This window comes from Olleya sp. AS48, from assembly GCF_038900355.1.
GTDB lineage: Bacteria > Bacteroidota > Bacteroidia > Flavobacteriales > Flavobacteriaceae > Olleya.
In genome coordinates, this window is record NZ_JBBMRD010000006.1 from 198,136 (window position 1) to 216,610 (window position 18,475).

At 31.5% G+C, this 18,475-nt stretch carries 18 protein-coding genes; all 18 read left to right on the plus strand.

Going from position 1 to position 18,475, the window contains the following annotated elements:
- Positions 1-102 precede the first annotated feature (102 nt).
- The gene (locus tag WNY60_RS09525) at positions 103-1,485 is read left to right on the plus strand and encodes a hypothetical protein (RefSeq protein WP_342862218.1); all 1,383 of its coding nucleotides are present in this window, start codon (positions 103-105) and stop codon (positions 1,483-1,485) included.
- The gene (locus tag WNY60_RS09530) at positions 1,482-1,811 is read left to right on the plus strand and encodes a DUF4325 domain-containing protein (protein ID WP_342862219.1); all 330 of its coding nucleotides are present in this window, start codon (positions 1,482-1,484) and stop codon (positions 1,809-1,811) included. The genes WNY60_RS09525 and WNY60_RS09530 overlap by 4 nt, the downstream gene beginning before the upstream one ends.
- Before the next feature lie 3 nt (positions 1,812-1,814).
- Positions 1,815-2,345 (plus strand): hypothetical protein, encoded by a 531-nt coding sequence (locus WNY60_RS09535; RefSeq protein WP_342862220.1) that lies wholly within the window; start codon positions 1,815-1,817, stop codon positions 2,343-2,345.
- A 392-nt stretch (positions 2,346-2,737) separates the two neighbouring features.
- Positions 2,738-3,121 carry a hypothetical protein gene (locus tag WNY60_RS09540; protein ID WP_342862221.1) on the plus strand — a complete coding sequence of 128 codons (384 nt, stop codon included), beginning with the start codon at positions 2,738-2,740 and terminating at the stop codon, positions 3,119-3,121.
- Between the two features lie 140 nt (positions 3,122-3,261).
- Complete coding sequence (locus tag WNY60_RS09545; RefSeq protein ID WP_342862222.1) at positions 3,262-3,963, plus strand: hypothetical protein; 702 nt, start codon at positions 3,262-3,264, stop codon at positions 3,961-3,963.
- Between the two features lie 142 nt (positions 3,964-4,105).
- On the plus strand, positions 4,106-4,768 hold the full coding sequence (locus tag WNY60_RS09550) for a hypothetical protein (protein WP_342862223.1): 663 nt from the start codon (positions 4,106-4,108) through the stop codon (positions 4,766-4,768).
- Positions 4,769-4,881: 113 nt separating this feature from the next.
- Positions 4,882-5,451: a hypothetical protein gene (locus WNY60_RS09555; protein ID WP_342862224.1), complete on the plus strand. Its 570-nt coding sequence runs from the start codon at positions 4,882-4,884 to the stop codon at positions 5,449-5,451.
- Between the two features lie 37 nt (positions 5,452-5,488).
- Positions 5,489-5,686 (plus strand): hypothetical protein, encoded by a 198-nt coding sequence (locus tag WNY60_RS09560; protein ID WP_342862225.1) that lies wholly within the window; start codon positions 5,489-5,491, stop codon positions 5,684-5,686.
- 160 nt (positions 5,687-5,846) lie between these two features.
- Positions 5,847-7,664, plus strand: coding sequence for a Xaa-Pro dipeptidyl-peptidase (locus WNY60_RS09565; RefSeq protein WP_342862242.1), 1,818 nt, complete (start codon positions 5,847-5,849; stop codon positions 7,662-7,664).
- A gap of 2 nt (positions 7,665-7,666) precedes the next feature.
- Positions 7,667-8,014, plus strand: coding sequence for a hypothetical protein (locus WNY60_RS09570; protein WP_145000410.1), 348 nt, complete (start codon positions 7,667-7,669; stop codon positions 8,012-8,014).
- Positions 8,015-8,018: 4 nt separating this feature from the next.
- A complete protein-coding gene (locus WNY60_RS09575) occupies positions 8,019-9,320 on the plus strand; it encodes an MFS transporter (RefSeq protein WP_342862227.1) in 1,302 nt (433 codons plus the stop codon).
- A gap of 118 nt (positions 9,321-9,438) precedes the next feature.
- Positions 9,439-10,386: a tRNA-dihydrouridine synthase family protein gene (locus WNY60_RS09580; protein ID WP_191101312.1), complete on the plus strand. Its 948-nt coding sequence runs from the start codon at positions 9,439-9,441 to the stop codon at positions 10,384-10,386.
- Between the two features lie 48 nt (positions 10,387-10,434).
- The gene (locus WNY60_RS09585) at positions 10,435-11,766 is read left to right on the plus strand and encodes a hypothetical protein (protein WP_145000414.1); all 1,332 of its coding nucleotides are present in this window, start codon (positions 10,435-10,437) and stop codon (positions 11,764-11,766) included.
- 5 nt (positions 11,767-11,771) lie between these two features.
- Positions 11,772-12,410, plus strand: a complete 639-nt coding sequence (locus WNY60_RS09590) for an MOSC domain-containing protein (RefSeq protein WP_145000416.1) — start codon at positions 11,772-11,774, stop codon at positions 12,408-12,410.
- Positions 12,411-12,476: 66 nt separating this feature from the next.
- On the plus strand, positions 12,477-14,777 hold the full coding sequence (locus WNY60_RS09595) for a B12-binding domain-containing radical SAM protein (protein ID WP_342862228.1): 2,301 nt from the start codon (positions 12,477-12,479) through the stop codon (positions 14,775-14,777).
- A gap of 51 nt (positions 14,778-14,828) precedes the next feature.
- A complete protein-coding gene (locus WNY60_RS09600; protein ID WP_339808173.1) occupies positions 14,829-17,087 on the plus strand; it encodes an FUSC family membrane protein in 2,259 nt (752 codons plus the stop codon).
- A gap of 27 nt (positions 17,088-17,114) precedes the next feature.
- Positions 17,115-17,672, plus strand: coding sequence for a hypothetical protein (locus WNY60_RS09605; protein WP_145000422.1), 558 nt, complete (start codon positions 17,115-17,117; stop codon positions 17,670-17,672).
- 136 nt (positions 17,673-17,808) lie between these two features.
- Positions 17,809-18,471 carry a carboxypeptidase-like regulatory domain-containing protein gene (locus WNY60_RS09610; protein WP_342862229.1) on the plus strand — a complete coding sequence of 221 codons (663 nt, stop codon included), beginning with the start codon at positions 17,809-17,811 and terminating at the stop codon, positions 18,469-18,471.
- The last annotated feature ends 4 nt before the right edge of the window (positions 18,472-18,475 follow it).

Here is an 18,475-nt window from a genome sequence, read left to right on the forward strand (position 1 = left end):
GCGGATTTTCTATTCGGTTTTTATTTGCTAAATTAGTTGCTTAAACCACGCAACAAACCATATACAAGACCGTTGGCAAACATTTAAAAAAAGAAACTTCGATTGAAAAATAAACAACAAATAAAATATAGAATTGGATTAAAGAGGTTTCTTAATGACGTGAAAAGAAAAAAGAAAAAAAAAGAAAAAAGAAAACAAGAACACCAAAATTATATTAAATCTAAGGCTGAATTAAAAGATGATTTGTCATATCAAAATCAGATTGATAAATGGCTTCCTTCAAATTTAACCTATATTTTAGGAAATGACAAAGCTAAATTTGCTAGTTCATTTATAAACGAAAAAGTATTTAAAGACACTTATAAAATCAAAGTACCAAAAGTGTTTAGTCTAATAGAAAATGAAAAAGAATCTTTTGATTTTATTCGAAATCTAACAATGAATATCTTGTTTGATAAATATAAATCAATAGAAATAGATTACGCTGATTGTGAAAGAATCGAACTTTCTGCTCAAATCTATTCAGATATGATTTTAAGAGATTTAGATAAGTTTATTAAAAGGCGTAATCAAAATAGATATACACAATCAAATATTGCAAATTTAACTGGTATAAATATTAATAATAAAAACATTCAGAAATTATTATTTTCTGTTGGTTCACCAGCAATCATTACAAAAGATTTTAGAAAATATAGCGATATAACACCATATAAACTTTGTGTACACAATAAAGAGTTTAATAAACTTGAAAATGCTAAAAGGAAAGAAGTAGATTCTACTGAAATGGTTGATTATGTGATTAACTCTTTAGCAACACTTGATAAGAAACTTACCTCTGACAGTATAGAAGATTTAAGTGTAGTAATCGGAGAGATTTTAATTAATGCAGAAGAACATTCAACTACAAAATACAGATATTCTACAGGGTATTTTCAAAAACATAATATTGATGGTGAGGATTATGGTGTGTTTAATTTAGCTATTATGAATTTCGGGGAAACTATCTATGAAAAATTTAAATCACCTGAATGTACAAATTACAAAATGAAGAGTAGAATGGCTGATTTATCTAATAAGTATACAAAAAGAAGCTTTTGGAATAAATCATTTGATGAAGAAACTTTATGGACTTTATATTCTTTACAGCAAGGTATCACATCTGTTTCAATTGATAGTTACAAAAGAGGAAATGGTTCAATTCAATTCATCGAAAGTTTTTTTAACTTAAAAGGAACAAATGAAAATGCTGACGATATTTCAAGAATGGCAATAATTTCGGGTAATACAAATATAATTTTTGATGGTAGTTATAATATTCAAACAAAAACAAAAGGAAAGGATAAATTTAAAGTAATGACATTTAACGATTCAAATGATATTGAAGACAAACCAGATTACAAATACGTAAAGTCGGTAGAAAACTATTTCCCTGGAACAATAATAAGTGCACGAATTTTAATAAATAAAGACGATATAGAATGAAAAATATAATTAATCTAGAAGAATTTAGAACACCAAAAGCAAAAATTTTTACTGGTCGTGATAGAGGAGAACAAGTTAGAAAGGATTCAAAAATAGATGAAATTGAATCAAAATTTGAAAATGTTGACTTTATAATACCAGCAAACCTATACTCTATTAATCCCTCGTTTTTTGAGGAATTATTTATAAACGTAGTGAAAAAGCTGGGAGAAGAAAAATTCTATGCAAAATTCAATTTTAAAAACGAAGGCACATACAATTACGAAAAACCACTTAAAGAAGCGATTAGTAGAATTTTAAGAGAAAAAACAGCTTTAGATAAATAAATTATGGACTGTACTTCAACAACTAACGCATTTACTCTTGACAATTTCGATAAAGTTGCAAATATCATAATTGCAATATTCACACTTCTATTTTCTATTTATATTTATTATGTCACCAATAAAAAAGAAAAAGAAAAAAACTCAAAAGACAGAAAAACTGACTCTTTAAAAACCATAATTCTTGAACATAACTTAAAGAATTTATTTAGCTTTTACGAAAATGTAATTAATATAATGCAACCTATTTCTGAAAGAAGCCATTCTGATGATGAAAAAGAAGATATAAATGATAACCTTCAAAACACATTAAAGCAATTACGTTTAGAATTCACAGATTTATTTTTAGCTGTAGATAAAAAATTATACGATTGTATAAAAGACTCAACTGATTTGTTAATTGATGATTTAACAAATAAAATGTTTGATGATGGTATTAATTTGTCACATAAACCTAAATTTGAGGAAGAAATAACTGCAAGTATTAGTAAGTCAAAAACGGAAACAGTAAAGTATTTATACGAGTTTAATTCATAAAAAAAGATTTGCCAACACCGTATATAATTTATTGCTAGTTCTAGCCTACTTACGAAAATCCTCGCGGATTTTCTATTCGGTTTTTATTTGCTAAATTACGTGCTAAACCACGCAAAAAACCATATACAAACACGTTGCCAGTAATTTGAGAAATATGAGTTTTAATAAAAATTCGAAAAGCTACTTCAGGAAGTGAGAAATCAATTATAGAAGCTGAAAAATTAATAAATCAGCTAATAAATGTAAATAGAAAGCCTGAATCTAAAAAATCAAACATTTTAGGCTATTTAGTAAAATTTATACTATGTCCATTATCATTTTATTTTTTCAATTGGTGGTCTGCAATAATTGTATTTATCATTGGAACCATTATTATCGGATGAAAAACAGATATGATTAATCAAATAAAATATAAAACACTCAAAGAAACACCTTTTGCTAACACTAAAAATAAGTTTCGTTTTACTAATGAAACAAATATTGTAAGTAGAGAAGAATTTTTAAGAGATGATGAATTAACACCTTTATTGGTGTGTAATCAACACAAAATTTATCCTGATGAATTTGAAAACTTACAACTATTAAAAGGAAAAAAAATTGCATTGGTGGGAATTACATATCTATCTGGATGCGAAACAAATATTGAAAAATATTATTTAGATGATATGACTATTTTTCTTTTGACATTCTCATCGGCAAACTTAATATATAGAGAAGATATAGGTGAAAAGAATTATAGATTCAAATTAAAAAACTATTGGCAACACAGTGTATAATTTATTGTTAGCTCATAACCTACTTCCATAAATCCTCGCGGATTTTCTATTCGGTTTTTATTTGCTAAATTAGTCGCTTAACCACGCAACTAACTCATACACAAACACGTGAGTCTTCATTATGACCAACAACTAAATCAATGATAAAATTCTTTAGAAAAATCAGGCAAAAAATGCTGACTGAAAATAAATTTAGCAAATATTTGATTTATGCTATTGGCGAAATTATTCTTGTCACTATTGGAGTCCTTTTAGCCATTCAAGCTAACAACTATAATGAAAAACAAAAGGATAAAAAAAATATCAATAATATTTATGCAAGAATTAATACAGATATTGAAAACAATATAAATATTGCAAATAAACTAATTGCTGAATATAATGATATGGAGTATCTCTATCATAAAGTTCTAAATGATTCTATAAATTCAAAAGATATAGGTCAAGGGTTAGAAAATCTTGCTACTGGATTTATTTTATATGAATTTGATAAAACAGGAATTGATCAATTAAAAAAATTACACTTACGAGATAGAAATTCGGTAGATATAATTCGGATTTACGATAGAGCTACCATACAAATTAAAGCCTCAACGGAAATTATTGAATCCAGCGTTAGTAGAAACTTATTATTCTGGAGTGATAACTATCCTTGGTTTCCTGATTACGTAAAATTTAATATAAATAATCAAGCTAAAGATTATTTTTTAAATAGTCAAGATTATAAAAACAAAGTCTCATATTTTTATTTATGTGTTTATCAAAGCTATATCCCAACATTAGAAAATTTTATTTCTGAATTAAAAGCTTGGCAAAATAACATCGAAAATAACGAAGGCTAACACTGTATAACTTATAGCTAGTACTAGACTACTTACTTAAACCCTCTTGGGTTTTCTATCTTTGATTTATTTACTAAATTAGTAGCCAATCCACGCAACTAACCATAAACTATTACAGTAACCAACAATAAAATCAAAACTCATGAAATACATATCTAATCGTAAAACAAAATTTGGATTCCAAAATATAATGGTCATTCTAACCATTTTTACTATGCTACTATGCTTTTCTTGTAAAGAAGAATCTAACACGTTACAAACCACAGAAAGTGATTTAATGACAAAAATTAATGCGGTTCAGGAACAAGTGATGGCTCAAGGTAATATGTCAGAAGCAGAAGAACAGGCTTTACTAGGATTATGCAGTATAATCTCTCAAGAGGATGGTATGGCAGTCTATACGTCTGACGATAGTATCATTTTAAAAGATGTAGATAGCGCTCCAGTATTTAATGGTTGTGAAGCGCGCTCAAAAGAAGAAACAAGAGCATGTTTTGACGATAAAATAGCAACATTTATTAAACGTGAGTTTAACATGAAGGTCTCTAAAGATTTAAATCTTTCTGAACCTAAACAAGTCGATGTGTTTTTTATAATCGACGACTCTGGAAACCTGACTGGAATGAAAGTGAGAAATTGTGAAGTAACCATTCAAGCAGAAATCTTAAGAGTACTTAGAAAAATGCCTATAATGAAACCTGCTGTTCATAACGGAAAAAGTGTTTCTGTATTATGTTCCATAGTAGTAACATATGGTAATGAAATCAAAGTGGACGTGGTTTACATTCCTGAAAGACCAGAATAATCTTTCATTATTATTCTAAAAAAAACAATTGTAGCTGTAGTTAAAGACCATGGCTTGTCGCTAACTAAAGTTTAAAATTAAAACCAAAAAAACAACCAACCACCCAAACCAAAATGAAAATAAAAAACACCTTTACCCTAGTGCTACTTGTATTAACTACAATGGTTACTCAAGCACAAATTACCAAAGACAAATCGTTAAATGTGCAACTAGGTTATGGTATTTCTGTACCTTATAACAGTATTACTGACGTAGCAGACAAAGGTGTTTTTGCACAAACCGAATTAGTACTTAAAGTAAAATCTTGGTTAGAGTTAAGACCTTACGCTGGATTAATTATAACAAACTCTAATGGTAAAGATTTAAACAACAATCCTACCTTTGAGGTTTCCGAAACTAAAGCGTTTTTGCTTGGTGGTAAAGCCAGATTACGTGCGCCAATTCCGTGGGTTGCACCTTATATTGAGCTAGGTATCGGAACATCCATAGGATCTTTTAAAACCTTAACTGCTTTTGACGCTGTGGACAAAGGTGGTATTATTTATCATATTCCGTTAGCGTTTGGTTTAGAACTAGGAAAAAACAACAATGTAGATTTAGGCTTTACATATTTTTTTCAACCTTCGGTTAAACAATTTGCTGGTGCAATTGCTGTTGGTGTGACCTTTCCACTTAATAATTAAAAGTGCAACACTCCTCAATAATAAAAAGTAAACCAAAATGAAACTCACCACTCCAAAATTAGTACTACACATAGTGCTTGTTTTAACAATCCTAATTGATTTGGTCATAAATGGATTTCCTAAAAACGATAACGCTTATAAATCCATTGGATTAGTAGTTATACTTGTTGTTTTAAGTTACTTAATTTTTAAAAACATTCAATCTAGAGTCAAAAAAAGGACGCTAAAATCTTAGGATAGCATTGGGTTTTATAACAATCCGCAATTACAAACACCCAAAATTCACCTTTAAAACATTTACAATTCCCTTAACATTTGAGCGCTTTAGGTGTTATAAAAAATAACTAACTTGTAACCAACAAACTTTACAACCAGTTATTATGACAACATTAAGCATGACGTCAAGGCTTTTTGCAGCACTATTTTTAGTGGCTACAATGGGTTTTGCACAAGACAAAACGGTTCCTGTTTTTGAAAATGGAGAAGCGCAAATTGTCGAAGGATTTAGCAACTACAAAGACTACATCAGACATGACCTTTGGGTACAAACTACATTTAACACAGATGGAGACGACACCTTAGATCGTGTGCACGTGTCTGTAACTAGACCAAAACAAACAGATACTGAAGGTTTAAAATTACCAGTAATATATGTAACTAGTCCTTATTTTGCTGGAGTTGCACCAGATGTTCCTGGTATTATGTGGAATGTAGAGCATGAGTTAGGTGAGTTACCAACCCAAGAGCGTGCACATCCTGAAGTAAAACGTTTAGGAGAGCGTCCAATTATATCAAATTCGCATATCTCTAAATGGGTACCTCGTGGTTATATTGTAGTACACTCGTCGTCTCCAGGTACTGGATTATCGCAAGGTAGTCCAACCGTTGGTGGACCAAACGAAGCTTTAGCACCTAAAGCAGTTATTGACTGGTTAAATGGTCGTGTTAAAGGATACACAACACCTGATGGTGATGAAGAGGTTAAAGCCTTTTGGTCTACAGGAAAAGTAGGTATGACAGGGACTTCATACAATGGTACATTACCTTTAGCTGCTGCGACAACTGGAGTGGAAGGTTTAGAGGCTATTATCCCAATTGCACCTAACACCTCATCATATCACTACTACAGATCAAACGGTTTAGTGCGTCATCCTGGAGGTTATTTAGGTGAAGATATTGATGTGTTATATGACTTTATACATAGTGGTGACGAGAGCAAACGTCCTTACAACAACAAAACGGTTAGAGATACAGAAATGGCTAACGGAATGGACAGAAAAACAGGAGATTTAAACGACTTCTGGAATGATCGTGATTACCTAAACCAAATGGATGGTATGAAAGCTGCTTTATTAATGTCTCATGGTTTTAACGACTGGAATGTAATGCCAGAACACAGTAACCGTATTTACCAAAAAGCTAAAGCAATGGGATTACCAACCCAAATATACTACCACCAAAATGGACATGGTGGACCACCACCAATGACTATGATGAACCGTTGGTTTACACGCTATTTACATGGAGTAGAAAATGGTGTAGAAAACGATAAACAAGCTTGGATTGTTAGAGAAAACGATAAACGTGATCAACCAACTGCTTACGATGCTTATCCAAATCCAGAGGCTAAAGACGTGACTTTATATTTAAATAAAGGTGGTAACCAAATGGGAATGCTAACTACAAAAGCTAGCAAACGTCAAAAAACAGAAACGTTAGTGGACGATTTTACCATTTCTGGGAAAGACCATGCGCAAGCATCAAACTCGACACACAGATTATTATACGCAACACCAACTTTAAAACAAGATTTACACTTATCTGGAGAAAGTACTATTAGCATAAGCTTATCTAGTAGTAAACCTGCTGCTAATTTATCGGTTTGGTTAGTCTCGTTACCATATACAGACGACGCCAAAGTATTAACAGATAATATTATTACACGTGGTTGGGCTGATCCTCAAAACTATAAGTCGTTAACCGAAAGTGAGCCTTTAAAACCTGGTCAATTTTATGACTTAACGTTTAAATTACAACCAGATGATCAAATTATTAAAGCTGGTCAGCAAATAGGATTAATTATATTTTCTAGCGATAAAGACTTTACAATCCATCCAAAACCTGGTACTGAGTTAACCGTAGATTTAGACAAAACTACAGTAACGTTACCTGTTGTTGGTGGTTTAGAAGCTTTAAAAACTGCAACTGAGTAATAATGACTATTGTTATTAACGCTATTGAAATCAATAAGGCCAAGATCCTAAATTTATTATCTAAAGGCAAAAAGCTTCAAGCTATTAAAACCGTTAGAGAACAATTGGATGTTGGTCTTTATGAAAGTAAAATTATAGTCGAAAATTTAGAACAAAATCCTAATTTTTACGACGGAAGACCACACACGATTTCAACAGATTTCCCAGACATGGAAACCTTAGATACTGATCCTATTAAAACAACTAGTGGTCATATTATATCAGATACCTCAAGCAAATTTAAAGACACGGTAATTATCTTTATAATTATAGCTATTGTGGTATTATTATTAATTCAATTTAGCAAGTAACCTTTTGTCCATAACCGAAAAACTATATCGCTTTTTAAACAACGAAACGGAAGAACGTGTTTGCAAAGACATTACTGAGCAAGCTTGTGAAGCAGTACCAAAAAACTATTTTTTATTAATTTTTAGTAGTGTGTTTACCAAATTAGGAGACACATTAAGCAATCCAAAAACGGTTTTAACATGGTTGATGAGTTATGTTAGTGCGCCTGTATATTTAATTAGTTTAATTGTACCAATTAGAGAATCAGGTTCTATGGTTCCGCAGGTATTTTTATCAAAATATGTCAAAAAACAACCTGTTAGAAAATGGATTTGGGTTTTAGGTTCCTTTTTACAATTTTTAGCAATTGCATCTATTGGTTTTATAGCCTTAAATTTTGAAGGCACTACTGCTGGATGGCTAATTATAATAGCTGTTATAATATTTAGTTTGTCCAGAAGTATTTGCTCGTTATCGTCAAAAGATGTGACTGGAAAAACCATTCCTAAAACAAGACGCGGAAAACTAAAAGGTTACACTGTATCTGTTTCTGGAATCTTAGTACTTGCTGCTGGATTGTTTATTTTATACCAATCTAAAAGCGAACAAACCATTACCTTTTATAGCTATTTAATCTTTTTTGCTTCGGCAATGTGGTTAATTGCTGCTGTAATTTATTCTAGAATTAAGGAGTTTCCGGAAGATACTGATGCTTCGGACGACGACAAAACGTCTTTTATTTCAAAATTAAAACTATTAAAAAAAGATGCGCATTTTAGAGATTTTGTAATCGCACGATCGCTATTATTATGTTCTGCTTTAACAGCTCCTTACTATATATTATTAGCGCAAAAATACATTGGCAAGGAAGTTTATTTGCTTGGATTGTTTATTATAGCCAAAGGAATCGCATCCATTGTAAGCTCGCCAACTTGGGGAAAACTAGCTGACAAATCCAGTAAAAATGTGATGGCAATTGCTGTATTAATTGCGTCTGGATTAGGGATTATCTTATTTTTTATAATTACCTATTTTGATACTGTTAGAAGTCTAGTTTGGTTATATCCTGTAGCTTTTTTTATTTTAGGAATTGCTCATGGAGGCGTCCGACTAGGTCGTAAAACTTACATTGTAGATATGGCTAAAGGCAACCAACGTACAGACTACGTTTCTGTTAGTAATACTGTTATTGGTGTAATTTTATTATTTACTGGTGGTTTAAGTGCTTTAGTATCGTCAATATCTATTGAAGGTGTAGTTTTAATTTTATCTTTATTCGGGATTTTAGGTGCTTACAAAAGCTACAAACTCCCTGATGTTGAGTAATTTTAACTGATTTTTAAAGGGTAAAATTTAATTCTATTCTTAGGTTTTTTTAAAACCGCTAAATTCTAATTAATTGAAGGTATATTTGCCTAATTAATATTACCTGTTTTACATTTAAATGTCAATTACATTACTCTCTTCTCCTTTACAAGGTTTTACGGATTTTAGATTCCGTAACGCGTTTCATCATTATTTTGGTGGTATCGATACGTTTTATGCACCTTATATTAGACTTAACGGAAAGTTAAAAATTAAGCAATCGTATCAATTAGATTTACAACCGGAAAATAACACGACTTTAAATGTGATTCCGCAAGTTATGACAAATGATGCTGACGAGTTTATGTTTGTCGTAAATTATGTCCAAAGTTTAGGTTATAAAGAGTTAAACTGGAATTTAGGCTGTCCTTATCCAATGGTTACTAAATCCGGAATGGGTTCTGGTTTAATATGTAATCCAACAAAAATTGACGAGATTTTAAAGCGTGCACATAACGAGAGCGACATAACGGTTTCCATGAAAATGAGAATGGGTTATGAACATGCTGCCGAAATTTTAGACACCTTCCCTATCCTAGATAGCTATCCACTAAAAAACATTGCGATACATGCCAGAATTGGCAAGCAATTATACAAAGGACCAGTAGATTTGGAAGCGTTTGAGCGTTGTATTACTGGCACAAAACACAAGTTATATTACAATGGTGATATTACGTCTGTAGAAAGTTTTAAAGCTATGGAAGCACGCTTCCCTAGTATTGATCATTTTATGATTGGTCGTGGACTAATTGCAGATCCGTTTTTACCAAGTATGATTAAAAATAACACCACAACATATCCTAAAGACCGTTGGGAGATTTTTAGTCAGTTTCATGATACAATTTACCAACAGTACGACGACTACCTTTCTGGTCCAACACCAATAAAAATGAAAATGTTAGGCTTTTGGGAGTTTTTCTCGCAGTCGTTTTCTAATCCTCAAAAAACTTATAAAGCCATTAAAAAAGCTAGTAATCCTGTAAAATACAAACAAGCAGTTGCTACTATTTTAAATAACGAAAAGTAGTTTTTCAATATTTACTCTATATTTACAAAAACCAACCAGAGTAATACCATGCAAAATAATTATAGATCCAAAGCTTTTAAAGCTTGGCTAGACAAACTACAACAAGAAAGTTGGCAGTTAGAATTAATTATTTCTGGGTTTTCTATTTATGGATTATCACAAGCTTTTGAACCCTTAGAGTTATATTTTAATATTTCTCAAAACGAAAGTAACTCGTATTTAACCACAATCTTAATGATTGCGCTTATCTCTTGTTCTATTTTACTATTTACATTATTACTTCATGTTATACTAAGAGGTTTATGGATTGGTGCCTTAGGATTGCGTTACGTCTCAGGAGATATAGACTATAAAAAATTAAATTACAGACCTAAATTTGATCGTTATTTACGTAAAAAAGTAGGCTCTTTTGATAAGTATATTGCAAAACTAGAGGATTATTGCAGTATCCTTTTTGCGGTTTCATTTCTGCTAATTTTTTACATACTATCCGTATTTATTGTTATTGGAAGTATTGTTGCAATTGCCTATCTGTTTCTTCGTAATCACGAAAATCAACACTTTTTGTTATTTGTAATAGGTATGGTATTATTGTTTTTTATACTTATTGGGATGCTGCTTACTTTTTTAGATTTTGTCACACAAGGCTATCTTAAAAAAAACAAATGGTTAGCAAAAATTTACTTTCCGTTTTATTGGGTATTTAGCTATTTAACGTTGTCGTTTTTATATCGTCCTTTGGTCCATAATTTTTTGGATAATCGTTTTGGTAAACGACTAAGTTTCACTTTAATTCCTATTTATTTTGTTATAATGCTACTAGCTTCCTATAATTATAATCGTTCCAACTATTTTTCAGCAGTGGATGATTCCAATAGTTTTACTGCTAATGCTAGTAATTATGACGAAAACATCACAGAAAAAGGCGTATTTATTTCAGATGCTTCTATTCCTTCTAAAATAATAAACACCAACTATTTACCTGTATTTTTAGAATACCAAAATGACATTGAAGACGTTATTTTTGAGTACAACAAATCCCTTAAACCAGAAGAGGATAAACGTGGCTTAAAATCGGATATTTTTACCTCTACCAATCAAATGATTGCAAAAAACAGCCGAGACCGTCTTAAAGCAGATTACATGCAAACGCTATCTAATATTTATAGTTTTAAAATAGACAGTTTAGATTATAATAATCCTGACTTTATTTATGCTAAACACAATAATAACCAACAGGGTTTTGAAACCGTTTTATCTTTAAAAAACATTACAGAAGGCAAACACGTGTTAACTATAAACAGACTGGTTAAAAAGGATAGTGCGTTTATTAAAACAACACTTTTAAATATCCCTTTTTGGTATTTTAATAGTAATTAAAGTTTATGGAAATCACGTCTACCAACATAGCAAAACCAACAACTATTGTCTGGAATGGAAAAACACAAACCACAGGAATTTATAAAAGCCCAACTCCAGCAGGTATTTATCTAGAAAAAGAAGACGTTAAAGGCGATGAGGTCTCTGACCGCAAACACCATGGTGGCATTTTTAAAGCCTGCTATTTATTTTCGGAAGACCATTATGCGTATTGGCAAAACTTATATCCAAATTTAGATTTTAATTACGGGATTTTTGGCGAAAACCTAACCGTTAAAGGCCTAGACGAAACTAAAATAACTGTTGGTGATATTTATAAAATTGGCACTGCTTTAGTACAAGTCACGCAACCCAGAGAACCTTGTTTTAAATTAGGCATCCGTTTTGGTACGCAAACAATTCTTAAACAATTTATTAAGCATGCACGACCAGGAACTTACGTTCGTGTTTTGGAAGAAGGCTTGATAAAACCTGGAGATAAAATGATCTTGGTACAAGCTGCAACAGAGAGCTTAACCACAGCGCAATTATTCACCTTAATTTTTGCGAAACAAAAAGACCAATCTCAATTAGCTTTAATTATAAATAATGATGCGATTCCACTTAAAAAACGTCAAAAACTAGCTGCTTTTATAAAAAACTAATAGAACACAAAACCGATAAGCTACATTAACTTATCTTTGCTGCAATCTATTTTTAAAGCCATTTTTTTGAAAGATCTTTTACTAATAACGCCTCCTTTTACGCAATTAAACACGCCTTATCCTGCAACTGCCTATTTAAAAGGATTTTTAAATACGATAGGTGTTTCTGCCTTTCAGATGGATTTAGGGATTGAGGTGATTTTAGAATTATTCAGTAAAAAAACATTTGAAAAACTTTTTGATTTAGCAATAGAAAACGATTCTATTTCAACTGAAAACTGTCAACGTATTTACACGTTAAAAGCAGATTATTTACAGCCTTTAGATGCTATAATTTTGTTTATTCAAGGTAAAAATCAAACCTTAGCAAGACAAATATGCACCACAAATTTTCTACCTCAAGCGTCTAGATTTGAACAGCTAGAAGATATGGATTGGGCTTTTGGCGAAATGGGAATGCAGGATAAAGCCAAGCATTTAGCAACCTTATATCTTGAGGATTTATCGGATTTTATTATTGAGTGTATCGATCCTAATTTTGGTTTTAGCAGATATGCTGAGCGTTTAGGACAAAGTGCCAATGCGTTTGACGAGCTATACGATAGCTTACAAAATAAACCAACATTTATAGACAACCTAACGCTAGCCATTTTAGAAGATAAACTAAAAACGGTACAACCAAAGTTAATTTGTTTTTCGGTTCCCTTTCCAGGGAATTTATACAGTGCGTTTAGATGCGCACAATTTATAAAAGCCAATTATCCTGAAATTAAAATAGCAATTGGTGGAGGTTTTCCTAATACCGAATTACGTCAAGTAACAGACACACGTGTTTTTGACTTTTTTGACTTTATTACCTTAGATGATGGTGAACTGCCAATTGAGTTATTGCACCAAAACGTATGTCAACCTAACAACAATAAAAGTAATTCCGAAACCAATATAGAAAACAAAGACCAAAATAGTAATAACAACGGTCGTGCTGAGCGCAATCGAAGTACTACAATAAACGTTGATCTCAATAGTAAAGAAAAACAATACAAACGCACCTTCCTTTTAGAAGATGGAAAAGTCGTTTATAAAAACAACACCACACGACCTGATTACAAACAACTACAAGTTGGCACGCCAGATTACTCAGATTTATTGCTAGAAGATTATATTTCGGTTATTGAAATTGCTAATCCAATGCACAGTTTATGGAGTGATGGACGTTGGAACAAACTAACTATGGCGCATGGTTGTTATTGGGGAAAATGTACCTTTTGTGACATATCTTTAGATTATATCAAGATTTACGAACCCATTGCTGCTGCACTTTTAGTAGACAGAATGGAACAGCTAATTGCACAAACAGGAGAAAACGGATTTCATTTTGTGGACGAAGCTGCTCCTCCTGCATTAATGAAAGCCTTAGCTTTAGAGATTTTAAAGCGTCAATTAACCGTTACATGGTGGACCAACATCAGGTTTGAAAAAAACTTTACACAAGATTTATGTTACTTACTAAAAGCCTCAGGTTGTATTGCAGTCTCAGGAGGTTTAGAAGTAGCATCAGACAGACTATTAAAGCTAATTGATAAAGGTGTGACTGTAGAGCAAGTCGCACAAGTTACACGTAACTTTACACAAGCTAACATTATGGTACACTCCTATTTAATGTATGGTTACCCTACACAAACAGTACAAGAAACTGTTGATAGTTTGGAGATGGTCAGACAGTTGTTTGAGCTTGGTATTATACAATCCGGTTTTTGGCATCAATTTGCGTTAACAGCACACAGTCCTATTGGGTTAAATCCATCAGATTATGGTGTTACACCAAACTACAAGTCTATTACATTTGCAAATAATGATATTGATTTTACAGACAAAACTGGCATTGACCATAATATGTTTAGTTTCGGTTTAAAAAAATCGCTATTTAATTTTATGCATGGTATTGGCTTTGATATGGACTTACAAGAATGGTTTGATTTTGACATTCCGCAAAGTACAATTACACCTTATTACATTGAGGATTGCTTAAACACACCAGCTAGCTTAACAACTAAGCCAACTGCAAAAATAGTTTGGTTAGGTCATTTACCTTTAGTTAGAGAATACACAAAAACTAAAAAAGGGTTTGTAAATGAATTGTTGGAGCTAACGTTTCATGATAAAACGGATCGACTTCAAATTACAGTCAATAAGCCCGAAGGCGAATGGCTGCTAGATACGCTTGAAACCTTAAAACCAACCACAGGAAAAGCGCTTTCATTTTCAGCATTAAAACAAGATTTTGAGTCCCAATTTGAAGATTTTGAACTCTTTTGGTTTTCTAAACAAATGCAAAAATTAAAGGACTTTGGATTGCTTCAATTATAATTAACACAAGATTAATCTAGCCAATTCACATTAAAAACTACCTTTGCTTAAATGCAAAACAAGCTAAAGACACAGTTAAAAACAATCGAATTGTTCCTAAAAGGCTCAAGCTTTTACAGAGGCGTTGTGCTTACCATTGCTGCTGTATTACCTTTAGTAATCTTTAGTGCTATAGACTTATTTGTCTATGCACCTTCCATAGCTGTTGGTGCTTTTTTAAATGCGCCAAGTGATGTTCCTGGTAGTTTAAGACGTAAAATAAATGGGATACTAATTAGTATAGTACTAACCATGTTAGTGACGTTTATTATTTTTATTACTAAACCTGTTTTTGTCTTATTAATAGTTGCTATTGCAGTGTTAAGCTTTGCAATTAGTTTAATATCTGTTTATGGCTTTAGAGCCTCTTTAATATCATTTTCTGGATTATTATCTATTGTTTTAGCTTTAGCTATAAGTAAACCAAATCCTGCAGCTATTTTTTTACATATTGGTTTAATGGGAGTTGGAGGTTTATGGTATTTGTTTGTTTCACTGTTTTCTAAATGGATTGCTCCTAAAAAAGATGACGACCAATTACTATCAGATACCTTAGCTTTAACTGGTCAGTATTTAAAAATTAGAGGTAAACTTTTAACTAAATCCAATAAACGAGAAAAATATGCTAAAAAAGCACTTATCCTACAAACACAAATAAGTGAAAAGCATGAAACTTTAAGAGAACTACTACTGGAAGGCCGAAAACGTTCTGGACGTTCCTACTCCAATGAGAGACGCCTTTTAATTTTTATATCGCTTGTTGATATTTTTGAATTAGCATTAGCAAATACCTTAGATTATTCTAAAATAGATACGTTATTTGGTCTTCAAAAATCATACTTAACACCTTTTAAAGATTTAAATAAAGCACTAGGAAATCACCTTATTACTTTATCAGAACTTTTAATTAAAAAAGAAACACTTCCTGACTTTGATTCCATTTCTAAAATAACAGATAAAACCAACAGTGCTATTGAAGATTATGTAACAGAAATCACCTTACCAAAAGCTAGAGAAGGTGCAATAACACTAAGAAATCTTCAAGATTACCAAAAACAATTATTGCAAGAAGTTAAAGCAATTAGACGCGTTTTAAGTAAAGTTAAAGACAACACTAAAGCGTCTTTAAAAACACAGGATTCTAAACAATTTTTAACCTCTCAGGATTATAGACTAAATATTTTATGGCAACATTTTAGCTTAAAATCACCTATGTTACGACATGCGTTTAGGGTGAGTTTAGCTATGGTATTTGGTTTTTTATTAGGAAGCCTTTTTGATTTAAAAAACGCCTATTGGATTGTATTAACCATTGTGGTTATTATGAGACCTAATTATGGTTTAACTAAAGAGCGTTCTAAAAACCGAATTATAGGGACTATTATTGGAGCTATTATAGCAACAACTGTTGTATTAATTACTCAAAATACCGTAGTATATATGGTATTAGCTGTAATATCTTTAACCTTTGCCTTTTCACTAATCCAACAAAGTTATAAAGCTGGAGCTGCTTTTATTACACTTAATATTGTTTTTGTATATGCTTTAATTGATCCAAATGCTTTTGATGTCATCCAATACAGAGTAATTGATACTGTGATTGGAGCAACCATTGCTGTTTTAGCCAATTACCTATTGTTTCCTAGTTGGGAATATAAAAATTTAGATGCAGTTATAGTCAACGCCATTACATCTAACAGTAATTATTTAAAGGCTACTAAACAGTTATACCATAATAAAGAAGCTAAAAACTTGGATTATAAAATTTCTAGGAAAGAAGCCTTTTTAGCTATGAGTAATCTAAATGCAGCCTTTCAAAGATTAACACAAGATCCAAAATCTAAACAAAAAGAATCAGTTTTAATTTACGATATCGTTACTTTAAATCATACCATATTATCTGCTGTAGCGTCTATTGGTAGTTATATTTTAAATCATAAAACAACATCTGCTTCAGAAGAATTTGATACCATTATCGATGGTATTACAGATACTTTAAAACATGTGATTTTAAAATTAGAAAAAGATAAAACTATTCCTTTTACAGAAGTAGATGATGTAAATAAAGCACATCAAACGTTACAAAACAAATATGCTAATCTTTCTGAAAAACGAGATATAGACATACAAGCAGGTCAGACTGAGATTGATACTAACACCTTATTAGATCTTCAAGAAGCGCATTTAATAAGCAACCAATTACTATGGTTAAAATCGTTATCTGCTAATTTAATAAATGCAACGTCTAAATATAAATCTGTTTTTAATTAACTTGCTTAAGTAATTTAAAACTAAGCATTGAAAACGACTGTATCAGACCAAATACGTTTTATTAAACAAGCCTTTAAACCACACTTCGGAATTTTAGGCATTGGGTTTGCTATAATTTTATTTGGTGTTTTGTTTGCTTTTATAGGCTTTAAAGTTGAAAATGGTTTAGGATTTATACTATTTGGAGGCCTTTTTATTGTGCTTAGCTTAGCCTTTATGCTATATACATTACCTTCTAGTTTTATGTATTATTATGAGCAAGCCGAAATAAAAAAATACGGTAGCTATACGACTGCTAAAGTTATAAATAAGCGTGTGGACGACTATTCGCATAGTAACTCCACGTTTAATGGAGGATCAAAAAAAACTATTGAAACCTACTTGTACGTTATCGCGTTTGAATTTAGTTATAACAATACCATTTATAATAGCGAATGTTTTTTTGAGCATAAATCTACTTTTGATGCTATTACAATACATTCAACATTACCTATTAAGTTTTTAAAAACTAATCCTCAAAATGTTACTTTACGTCGCAAAAAGCTAGCCAATCAATTAGGTATTACTGCTAAAATGTGTCAATAATCAACCAACTGTAATTTTGCTTCCTCTGTAAAAGACATGGTTTACTCACCCAAAAGGAGGATTAACTAAGTGTCGGTTTTATTACTTCTATTGTTACCATAGGTTTGTTATATAATAATGTATTAAACCTATAATCATGAAAAATCAAATAAATTTAAACATCACGACGCCTTGCAATCAAAATTATAATCAATTTACGCCTACACTTAAAGGTGGTTTTTGTAACGCTTGCACAAAAGAGGTTATCGATTTTACTGAAATGACTACTGAAGACATCGGTCTTTACTTCAACACTAAACAAACCACTAACGTCTGCGGAAGATTTAAAAACGCACAACTAACAACACTTTCTGTTAAAGCAAAAAAAAGTAAACTTAGTTTTATAAGCGCCATTGGATTAGCTTGTTTAGCCCTATTCTCTTTAACAACTGCAAAAGCACAAGACAATCTATCCAGAGTCAAAACTTCTAAAATAAAAATCAATCAAAATCAAGCCAATATTACTGTAAAAGGAACTGTATATGATAACGATGGTTTACCACTTCCTACCGCAAACGTTGTTTTACAAGGTACCACTGTAGGTGTTACAACAGAATTTGATGGACAATTTATTTTTCCTGAAAAGCTAAAAGAAGGTGATATTTTAGTGTTTAGCTATGTTGGTTATGACTCTAAAAAGATGGTTATTCAAAATCCAGACAGCATGTCTAACGTCCTTTTAAATGTAAGCTTAAGTAACGATTCTTATATTATGATGGGTAAAGTTGCTGTTAAATCAGTTTATTCGTCTAAAAAATAAAGTG